12 protein-coding genes and 1 pseudogene are annotated in these 9,745 nt (G+C 70.0%); 9 read left to right on the top strand and 4 right to left on the bottom strand.

Going from position 1 to position 9,745, the window contains the following annotated elements; all coding sequences use genetic code 11:
* The coding region (locus tag ACH4E7_RS44565) for a transposase (RefSeq protein WP_396254950.1) at window positions 1–257 on the bottom strand (257 nt) is incomplete at its 3' end.
* Window positions 258–325: 68 nt separating this feature from the next.
* A complete protein-coding gene (locus tag ACH4E7_RS44560; protein WP_396254949.1) occupies window positions 326–655 on the bottom strand; it encodes a hypothetical protein in 330 nt (109 codons plus the stop codon).
* Window positions 656–690: 35 nt separating this feature from the next.
* Here ACH4E7_RS44560 and ACH4E7_RS44555 point away from each other — a divergent pair, with 35 nt between their 5' ends.
* The 8 genes from ACH4E7_RS44555 to ACH4E7_RS44520 all read left to right on the top strand — a co-directional run bounded on the left by ACH4E7_RS44555 (window position 691) and on the right by ACH4E7_RS44520 (window position 5,244).
* Window positions 691–924, top strand: a complete 234-nt coding sequence (locus tag ACH4E7_RS44555) for a hypothetical protein (RefSeq protein WP_396254948.1) — start codon at window positions 691–693, stop codon at window positions 922–924.
* 10 nt (window positions 925–934) lie between these two features.
* Entirely contained in the window at window positions 935–1,780 is an 846-nt protein-coding gene (locus ACH4E7_RS44550; RefSeq protein ID WP_396254947.1) for a hypothetical protein, read from the top strand.
* 168 nt (window positions 1,781–1,948) lie between these two features.
* Window positions 1,949–2,215, top strand: coding sequence for a hypothetical protein (locus ACH4E7_RS44545; RefSeq protein WP_396254946.1), 267 nt, complete (start codon window positions 1,949–1,951; stop codon window positions 2,213–2,215).
* Window positions 2,196–2,711: a DUF6879 family protein gene (locus ACH4E7_RS44540; RefSeq protein ID WP_396254945.1), complete on the top strand. Its 516-nt coding sequence runs from the start codon at window positions 2,196–2,198 to the stop codon at window positions 2,709–2,711. Before ACH4E7_RS44545 ends, ACH4E7_RS44540 begins: the two co-directional genes overlap by 20 nt.
* Window positions 2,712–2,747: 36 nt before the next feature.
* Window positions 2,748–3,599 (top strand): helix-turn-helix domain-containing protein, encoded by an 852-nt coding sequence (locus ACH4E7_RS44535; RefSeq protein ID WP_396254944.1) that lies wholly within the window; start codon window positions 2,748–2,750, stop codon window positions 3,597–3,599.
* 152 nt (window positions 3,600–3,751) lie between these two features.
* Window positions 3,752–3,901: a hypothetical protein gene (locus ACH4E7_RS44530; RefSeq protein WP_396254943.1), complete on the top strand. Its 150-nt coding sequence runs from the start codon at window positions 3,752–3,754 to the stop codon at window positions 3,899–3,901.
* A gap of 192 nt (window positions 3,902–4,093) precedes the next feature.
* Window positions 4,094–4,822: a phytanoyl-CoA dioxygenase family protein gene (locus ACH4E7_RS44525; protein ID WP_396254942.1), complete on the top strand. Its 729-nt coding sequence runs from the start codon at window positions 4,094–4,096 to the stop codon at window positions 4,820–4,822.
* On the top strand, window positions 4,819–5,244 hold the full coding sequence (locus ACH4E7_RS44520) for a hypothetical protein (RefSeq protein WP_396254941.1): 426 nt from the start codon (window positions 4,819–4,821) through the stop codon (window positions 5,242–5,244). Before ACH4E7_RS44525 ends, ACH4E7_RS44520 begins: the two co-directional genes overlap by 4 nt.
* Window positions 5,245–5,305: 61 nt before the next feature.
* Here ACH4E7_RS44520 and ACH4E7_RS44515 read toward each other — a convergent pair whose 3' ends face one another.
* A complete protein-coding gene (locus ACH4E7_RS44515; protein ID WP_396254940.1) occupies window positions 5,306–6,538 on the bottom strand; it encodes an MFS transporter in 1,233 nt (410 codons plus the stop codon).
* Between the two features lie 185 nt (window positions 6,539–6,723).
* Between ACH4E7_RS44515 and ACH4E7_RS44510 the strand changes: the two genes are divergently transcribed.
* Window positions 6,724–8,031 (top strand): PQQ-binding-like beta-propeller repeat protein, encoded by a 1,308-nt coding sequence (locus ACH4E7_RS44510; RefSeq protein WP_396254939.1) that lies wholly within the window; start codon window positions 6,724–6,726, stop codon window positions 8,029–8,031.
* Between the two features lie 423 nt (window positions 8,032–8,454).
* On the opposite strand, the pseudogene ACH4E7_RS44505 reads toward ACH4E7_RS44510, so the two are convergent.
* Window positions 8,455–9,551: pseudogene (locus ACH4E7_RS44505) on the bottom strand (integrase core domain-containing protein).
* Window positions 9,552–9,745 lie beyond the last annotated feature (194 nt).

Raw genomic sequence — 9,745 nt, 5'->3', positions numbered from 1 at the left:
TCGAGCCCGTCCTGGCGCCACAGGCCGAAGTAGTAGAACACCGCCGACCAGGACGGCAGGTCATGGGGCAGGTAGCGCCACTGACAGCCCGTCCGGTTCTGGTAGAAGATCGCATTCACGATCTCCCGCAGATCACAGGACCCCGGATCCCCGGTAGCCGATCGCGCCACCCGGTCCTGCTTCCAGGCCGTGATCATCGGCTCGATCAACACCCACTGCTCATCCGATAAGTCGCTCGGATACGCCCGTCTTTCCATGCGCCGCAGAACATCACCCGAACCCCGACCGGTACGCCAGTACGGCTGGCGTTCACACGAACGAGCGATCACGAACCGAGAGAAAAGGGACTTAACGTCCACTCAACCAGTTGCACGCCAGGGTCATTGTGGCTGCGGCCCAGCTCGATGGGCTCCCACTTCGCGCCCCCGCAGGTGTCGCCGGCGGAGAAGCTGGCGGTGCCGACCTGCTGGCCGATCGAAACACCGGGGTATGTGTTGATCGTCGCCGCGTCCCAGGCGCTGGTGATCTGGTTCACGTACACCGGATGATCCGAGCACTCGTAGGAGTGCGTGTTGTTCAGGCTGAGGGTCACCGCGTGCAGGTAGTCGTTCGACAACGCGTTGGCCACGCCGGGGAAGTAGAGGTAGCTGTTCACCTTCGAGGCACCGCCGTAGCTGGGATGCTGACGGCATGGACGACGAGGCGCTGATGAGAGGCCGGGTCTACGGAGCCGACCACGACGACCCTGACCCCGGGCCCCAACCAGGCCATGAGTACCGGGAACTCTGCGCAGGCCCACTCGACGGACTGCTCCTGTCACCTGGGCGTCCGGGGCGGCGCCCTCGCTCGCCGGCCTGCTCTCCACCGGCGCGGTCGGCCGCTGGCTGTGGACCCGTCGGCCCGTGCCGGCCTGACGAGCCCTAGGATCGCCGGCATGGGAAACACGACCGGCCCGGGCAGCTGGCGCGTCACCGTACTCGACCAGCAGAGCAAGCGCGGTCTTGAGCCTACGCACCGTGTCCCGGTGGAGCCGTTCGCCCGGCGCGACGACCTGGTCATCGGCGGTCGCACCTTCGAAATCACCTGCACCGACACCGCCGGGCGCGTCCGGTGGACCCACCCCATCCCGGGAGTACCCAACGCGGCGCACATCTCCTCCGGGCGCGTCCTCGTCACCACCGGCTCGGTGGACTACTGCGCGTGGGGACCCCTCGGCCCCGCGTACCTCCTCGACCTCGCCGATGGCACCCTGATCGCCGAACTCCGCGGCGAGCGCGGCGCGGCGCTCGGCGGGGGCCGGTTCGTGCTCGGGCTGGAGGGCTACGACTTCTTCCACACCTGGCAGTACGACCGCGACGGCGACCTCACCGACACCTGGCACACCTACGGCCACTACGTCGTCGGCACCGGCGTGCGCGTCGTCGAGACCGACCGCGGGAACCCCACCGGGAGCCGCGTCGTGCGGCTCCGCCCCGGCGGGGTGATCGAGCGCAGTCCGCTGCTGCTCACCGCGCCCCAGGTGGGGCGCCCGGTCGTCCTGCCCGACGGTACCGTCCTGCTCCTCGACGCGGGCGTGCTGCGGGCCGTCGGCCGCGATCTGACGGACACCGTGCTCGCCGAACTCGTCACCGTGCCCGGCGGCGAGGGCCACCGGTTCACCTCCACCCTGGAGCACACTGCCGCCGACCGCCTCACCGCCGTCATCCGCGAGCAGAACCCCGAACGGGCGAACAAGTACATCAGTCACACCTGGACCCTCGCCCTCCACCCGCCGCAGTGACGGGTGGAGGGCGGCTGGCGGTCCGTCAGCCCACGACGGGAATTCTGACCTCGGGCCCACTCGTGCGGCGCGTGCCGCCCGGCTGCGCCCGCGCGCTCTTGACGTGCCGTCACCTGTAGGTGGAGCGTCGTGCAAGTCCGTGTAACCGACTTGGTGCGGGAGACCGTCATGACGCTACGTTTTCTGGGGATCTGGCCGAACACCCCATCCGACCAGTCCCCGACGATCTGGGTGGAAGAAGAGACCGGGGACCTGATCATCCAGTCCTGGAAGGCGGACGAGGAGACCGTCCGGCAGGCGCAGGAGGTCGGATCGGTCCCCGGCCACACGACGGACGTGCCGGAGCACGAGACGGTCATCCGTCTGCCCGCCAACATGCTCCAGTTCATCCCGAGGCCCGAGGGAGAGTCTCCACGTGGCAACACCGGTTCGTAAGGCGCTTGCCCGGGCGCAGCGCTCGGCGGTGCATCTGGAGATGCGCGACTCCTACATGCTGGACGATCCGGAGTTCGTCGCCTTCCAGCAGGGCAAGCGTCTGGACCCGGCCGATCGCGGCTCGTGGTGGCACGGGTGGCACGATGCGGTGGCCGAGGCGGTTGGTCGTGGGGTGGTGGTGCGGCGGGCGCGGATCGTCTCCGAGCCGGTGCACGACTACATCCGTTACGAGCACGACCTGACCTTCGGCAACCTCGCCGCCGGCGAACTGGTCCGCTGGCTGCCGAGGCGCAACACGAAGGACCTGTGCCTACCGGGCCTGGACTTCTGGGTCTTCGACGACCAGGTGGTGCACTACCACCACTTCACCGGCGACGGGCAGCTCGCCGAGGACGGGGAGGAGATCCTCCAGGATCCCGGCCTGGCGAAGCACTGCGCTACGGCGTTCGAGGCGGTGTGGGAGCGCGCCGTGCCGCACGACCGTTACACGGTCTGACCCGAGCACACCCACCCACACCGGCAGCCAGGTCCCATGCCCGCTTCCCCGTCGTCCAGCGCCCAGGCCGCCCGCAAGGCCGTCGCCGAGCGCTTGCGCGAGCTCATGCTGGACGCCGGCCTGAACGGCAAGCAATTGGCCGCCCGGTGCGGGTGGACCCCCGCCAAGACCTCCCGCATCGTCAACGCCAAGACCCCGCCCTCTGACGCGGACATCCGGGCCTGGTGCGCGGCGTGCGGCGTCGACGACCAGGCCGCCGACCTCATCGCCCGCAGCCGCCAAGCGGATGCCATGTTCCTGGAGTGGCGCCGGATGGAGCGCTCCGGCCTACGCCAGGCCCAGCAGGCGGTTCGGCCCCTGTACGAGCGCACCCGGCACTTCCGCGCCTACGCCCCGTGGGTGCTGCCCGGCATGGTGCAGACCCGCGCCTACACCACCAGGGTCCTCACCGCGATCCGCGACCGCCGCGGCCTGGTCGACGACGTCGAGGCCGCCGTCGACGAACGGATGGACCGCCAGCACATCCTCTACGAAGGCCGGCACCGCTTCGCCCTGCTGATCGAGGAGAGCGTCCTGCGCAACGGCCTCGGAGGCCGCCCGGTGATGCTGGAGCAGCTGCGCCACCTGCTCACGGTGGGCCGGCTGCCCAACGTCAGCCTCGGCGTGGTGCCGATGCGGCCGGACCGGGACAACGGCTGGCCGGTGGAAGGGTTCTGGATCTACGACCAGACCCAGGTCAACGTGGAGCTGGTCTCCGGGTACCTGACGATCACCCAGCCCAGCGAGATCGCCATGTACGAGAAGGTGTTCGCCGAGCTGTCCGACGTCGCGGTACGCGGCGCGCCGGCACGGGCTCTGATCACGGCGGCGATCGACGCCCTCGGATGAATCCGTGTAATCCCGTGCAACTTCGTTGAGTGACAGATTCGCTACTCCCTACCGTCGTTGATGCCGCCCGGTGCGAGGACCCAACCGATCCCCCTCGGCACCGTGGACGCTCCGGGCGGCAACCAACCCCCGCGACGCGCTGGAGTACCGCCATGCCCGCGAGCAGACCGCATCCTCGACACCCCGGCCACGACCTGGTGGTGACGGTCGACGGCAGGACGGTAGTCCACATCGCCAGCCACAGCGCCGCCTACCACCGGGCCCGGCTGTTCCGCGAGCTGCGCAGCCGGGCGGCGCGGTGAACAGCGCCGACTTCGTCCCGCCGGCCAATCGCCGGCGAGGCCTGACCATCCGTACCTACTGCCTCGGCCCCGACGGCACCCGGTCCCACGACACCGGCCAGGTCACCCTCGACCCCGACGACGTGAGCCTCGAAGCTCACCACCCGTCGGCCACCTGGCCGATCTGCCCGTGCCCCGTCCACGGAGGCGACCGTGACCGCGCTCACTGAATTCGACGGCATCCTCGGCCAACGCGGCATGAGCTCGCCCATCGAGTGGTCCTGTCCCGGCGCGGCGCGCGGCCGCGGCGCCCTCCTGGCCGCCGAGCACCGCGCGAGCGGCCAGGAGATCGTCAGGAACCCGCACCTCACCGAGGATTGGGCCGAGTTCGCCGTCCGCGCCCCGAACCTGCTGGCCGCCGTCCAGGCCGTCCTCGGGCCGGACGTCGCCGTGGAGAACACCTTCCTCGTCATGAAGTGGCCGCAGCGCACCTTCGAGATCCCCTGGCACCAGGACGGCATCGACGACCGCCTGGAGCTCCACCCCGAGCGGTCGGTGTCCGCGTGGCTGGCCATCACCGACGCCACCGTGGCCAACGGGTGCCTCGAGGTAACCCCGGGCTCCCAGTCCGCCGGCTACCTGCCGGTCGAGAAGGAGGCCGCCACGGGCGCCGAGCGCGGCCGGGCCGACCACGCCCACGGCTTCACCCCCGACACCACCATCCCCGTGCCGCTGCGCGCCGGCTGCGCCGTCCTCATGGACAGCCGCCTCGTGCACCGCTCCGGCACCAACACCAGTAGCGGCGCCCGCATCGGGCTGAACGTCCGCTACACCGCGCCGGGCGGCATCCTGAGGCGCGACCCCCAGAGCCCCAGCGTCGTGCCGATCAGCGGCACGGGCTGGAAGTCCGGCAGGACAAGGGAGAGGAGAGCACCACTGTGACCATCCTCGACACGCTCGACCAGGCGACCGCGGTGACCCGCGTGCGCGTCCTGACCGGGGAGGACGCCGACGCGGCCCGCCGCGCCGACAAGACCCCGATCGGCAAGTCCGACTGCACCTACTACTGCCCCGACGCCGCCACCGCCGAGCGGTGCATCGAGGCCCTGCGCGAGTCCGACGAGCGGCTGCGCAACCGGCCGGAGGAGCTGATGCTCTGGGACTGGCAGTGCACCTACTGGGAGCCCGAGTCGGGCAACCCCAACGGCGGTGGCACCGTGCTGCTCGGCGTCGCCTGGTACGACCCGGCGTTCTTCGCCGACCGGCGCGACGCCTGGTTCGGCGCGATGCACCAGCGGATCTACCAGCAGCTGGGCATCCCGCTGGAGGACATCACCGTCACCCACTGGTCCCTGATCGCGTGATCTGAGACCGACAGCGCGAAGGGCCGGCCTCCCCAGAGGGAGGCCGGCCCCGCTCGCGTCTTCAGCCGCGCACGCTCTCCAGCACCGGCTCCGCGCCCGGCAGCGGCGTACGGGTCTTCGCCCACCACACCACGACCGCGCACCCGGCGACGCCCACCACGGCGGTGACGAGGCCGCCGGCGGTGAACCCGGCCCGGGGGTGGGCCGCGGCCAGCGCGGGAATCCCGGCCATCGCGAGGGTGCCCATGGTCCGGATGACCGTCTGGTCGACCGTCAGCAGCCGCCTGCGGGCCGCCGGCGGGAACTGCGCCAGGTGCGTGGACAGCGACACCGCCAGGAACGGCGACACCGCCCCGTACGCCGCCGACACCGCCACCAGCTCGGCCACCGTGCTCACCGACCCGGTCACCGCCATCAGCACCCCGGAGACTGCCCATGCCATGCAGTAGAACACCGGAAGGGACTTCGGGAGGCGGATGTTCCCGGCGACCGCGTTGCCGACGATCGACCCCGCCCCGGTGGCGGCCAGCATGACGCCGTAGGTGCCGACCCCGCCGCCGAGCCGCACCGCCACCAGCGCGGGCATCACGATCGACACCGCACCGGCGAAGATGGCGATCCCGTGGACGGCCAGCACCACCCCGGTCTCCGGGTGTGTGCGCACCAGGGTCCGAGCCCGGGGCCCAGCGCCCGGGGCGGCGGCGGCAGCTGCCTGCCCGGACTTCCCGCGCACGGCCCCGGCTCCCAGCACGCCCAGGGCGACGGCGGAGAGCGCGAAGGTGCCCGCGTCCAGCCAGAACAGCCCGGCCATCGGCATCACGGCCAGCAGCACACCGGCCGAACCGGGGCCGGCGACCCGGGCGATCCGGTTGGTCGAGTCCATCAACCCGCTGACGGCCTGCACCTCATCCGGCCGCACCAGGTCCGGGACCAGGGCGCCGAGGTTCGGATCGAACAGCGCCCCGCCGACCCCGAGCAGAGCGGCCGACACCAGCAACCCCGGCGTGCCGAACACCTCCCACGTCCACGGCAGCGCCGCGACCAGCACCATGCGGACCAGGTCCACCACGGCGAGCGAGCGCAGCGTGGTGAACCGCTCCATCACCCGCCGGCCGACGGTGCCGAGCACGATGTACGGCACCGACTCCGCGATGGCCACCAAACCCATCGCCGCGCCGCCGGATCGCTGCCAGGCGAGCCACATCACCGCCAGCGCGTACAACCGGTCACCGAACACCGACGCCGTCTGCGCGCCCCACAGGAGAAGAATCGGGCCTCGCCGCAGCAATCGCACGTATCGCAAGATCCACACCCGTCCGAAAAGCGCGAAGTCCCGGCAGCAGGCTCGCTACCGGGAACTCCCGTAACCCTAGGGCAAGTTGAAGATCACCTGTCGCAGACTCCCCGATCGCCCCACGGACCCCGGCGTCCCGGTCTCAGGTACAGTCTGCACTGCTTCGGTGATCAAGCAAAGGGGGAATGGTGATCTTCGCGGCTCGCTATCGGCAACGGCGATGGGCCAGTGCTGTCGCCCTGGTGGTGACGTTGGCCGGCCCGCTGTCGGGCTGCAGTGGTTCAACTCCCCCGTCTGCCGACGGGGTTCCATCGGCGGCGGACCGGCAACTCCAGGCATTCGACCCGCCGACGTCATTCGACTTCGGCGACGGTGACGGCACGGGGGACGCACTCGACGAGGGGGGCCAGCCCTCGACGGCAAGCCCCGAACGGCAACGGCCGGCGATCTCGCTGAAGGACACCACCGCCTTCGTGACCACCGAGGACGGCATGAAAGCCGTCGACGCCGTCACCAGAAAGACGCTCTGGAGCGCGGCCAGCACCATCCCCGCTTCGAAGGGCGGCTTCGGGTCCGAGAGGGCCGCGCCACTGCCCGCACGCTTCCACGGCGCTGACGCCGTACTCGCAGCGTTCTCCCGCTCCGTCCCGGGCACGGGGACCGGCAGGGACCGAAACGTGATCGAAGTACTGGCCGCCGACCCCACGACGGGCAAGACGCTCTGGAGTGCCCAGGTCGACCGTGTGGAAACGCCTCTGAACAAGGAGGCTCTGAGCCTCGACGACTCGCTGCTCGCAGACGGCATCAGGGCGGCGCAGGTGGTGGCCGTGGACGACCAGAACGTGGTCGTGTCCAACGCCGAGACCACCTATGTGATCGACCCGGGATCCGGGAAGCTCCGATGGGCCAAGGCGGATTTCCACGCGATGCAGCTCGTCGACGACACCGTGGCCGGCGTCGAGGCCCCGACGTACGGCGAGCGCCAACTCGCAGGCTACGGCGTATCGGACGGCAGTCCCCGGTGGTCGGCCGTCCACTCGGGAGGCCGAGCGTTCGCCTCCTCAGCCGGCCCCGGCCTGCTCGCGATGTCGGCCTCCGATGGGTTCGTCATCGTTGACGCCCGTACCGGAGCGGTCCGCGCCCACCCGGTGCCAGGAGCGGATGTGCACCCCTGGCACTGTGACTTCGACGGAACGTCCGTCATCCTCTGCAACGACCAGCTGTTCGGCCAAACCCACGCGATCGCGGCTCTGGACGCGACGTCGATGAAGGAGCTCTGGTCGATCAAGGAGACGTCGGGAGGACGACTGGTGCCGGTGGTCACCGCCGTGTGGCATGGAGCGGTGTACGGCCGGACACCCAACGGCAACGTCATCCTCGACGCCCACACCGGTGCCGACCGGGCAACCCCGAAACTGGCCCCCTTCCTCGTCAACGCCTACGTCGGCATCGAGCGAGGCCACAACATGACCCTGATGCGCGCCACGGGGTAGCGGTACACAGTCCCGGCAGGCCGCTGACTCCATGCAAGCGGATCGCGCCTGCCACTACATGAAAAGCCTTCGAGTGAGCCGATCACGGCTGGCCCACTCGAAGGCTTTCGTCAGCTACAGCCGCTCCGAGTATCCCATGCCCCGCACAGCCAACGGCCCGATTAACGTTGTCGCGGAGCGAAGCCTGGACTCCCAAGGCCCTTGTCCGTAAATCGTCCTGAGTGAACATCAGCGCCAACGGTGGAGCCCTCCACCCCCGGGGAGGCGCGCGCCGTCTTCTGGTTCTTCGGACTGCCGGCCTCCGGCAAGACCACCCTCGCCCGCCGCCTCCTCGACTACCTCCGCACCGAGCACGGCGCCGAGTGCAGGCTCTACGACGCGGACGAGCAGCGTTGCCCTTGCCGAAAAACTCATCCGCCTTGTTCAGGCAGCATGCTGGTACTCGTGGAGGAGGCCGCTGAGCCGGTCACGCCTGCGTATGTCCAGACGGGCGATCCGGTCCGGATCCTGGATCGGAGCGGGCAGTGGGCGGAGTGGGCGGGCGCTGCCGAGACCCTGGTGCGGCCTGTGCCCGTTGTAGAACCTCTCGAACTCGCACAGGGCGTGAAGGAGATGGCGCTGGTCCCGGATCAATGTCCGGTCCAGCAGCTCTCGCCTGCAGGTCTGCACCCATCGCTCCATGATGGAGTTCATTCTCGGCATCCGGACCCCGGTGAGCACGGCCTCGATGCCCGCGTCCTGCAGGACGGCGTCGAACGGCGCGGGGAATTTCCCGTCCCGGTCCCTGATCAGACAGCGGGCGCGGCAGCCGGCGTCCTCGAGGTCCATGACCAGGTTCTTCGCGGCCTGGGTCACCCAGGACGCGGTCGGATGCTCGGTGGCGCCCAGGACCCGGATCCGCCGGTTCGCGTGCTCGATCACCGCGAGTACGTACAGGCGGGCCCCGGACAGGGTGATCGTCTCGAAGAAGTCGCACGCGAGGAGTGCGTCGGCCTGGGAGCGCAGGAAGTCCGCCCAGGTGGTAGAGGTGCGTTCGGGAGACGGCGGGATACCGGCCTCCTTGAGGATCTCCCAAACCGTGGAGGCGGCCACCTTCACGCCGAGGACGAGAAGCTCCCCGTGCAGGCGTCGGTACCCCATGCCGGGTTTTCGGCGGCCAGGCGCAGGACCAGGGCTCGGACGGAGCGCACGGTGCGCGGTCGGCCGCCGCGCTTGGGCCGGGAGCGAGTGGCGTGGCGGCGGGCGATCAGGTCGCGGTGCCATCGAAGAACGGTGTCCGGCCGTACCAGCAAGCGCACCCGGTGCAGCGCGTGCATCGGCATCCGGTGCAGCAGAGCTGCCGGGAAGGCCCGATCGCTCGCCTCGAACCGTACGCGCTGTCCGCTCAGCTGCCGCTCCAGCACGGTGATCTGATGGCGCAGTGCGAGGATCTCCACGTCCTTGTCGCGGTCGCTCATCGGCAGCAGCCGCAGAATCGCGAACGCGTTCGTCACACCCAGATAAGCCAGTCGCAGCAGCATGGCTGATCATCATGCCGGGGTAATCACCAGTCTCGCCAGAGTGCCGACTCGGCAACGCGGTCGGCATCCGGTGAATCATCGCTCACCGGCTCCCACCAGCCGGAGTTCCGCAGCAGAGGTAGCGGCATAGTCGGTGAAAACGTGGCTTGAGCTGCGGAAACGCGGCATGGCCCGGTGACGGGGCGTGTCACTAG

Origin of the sequence: Kitasatospora sp. NPDC018058, assembly GCF_044327205.1 — a bacterium.
Classification (GTDB): Bacteria; Actinomycetota; Actinomycetes; order Streptomycetales; family Streptomycetaceae; genus Kitasatospora.
The sequence above is the reverse complement of the archived record's forward strand: the minus strand, read 5'-3'. Positions and strand labels throughout refer to the sequence as shown.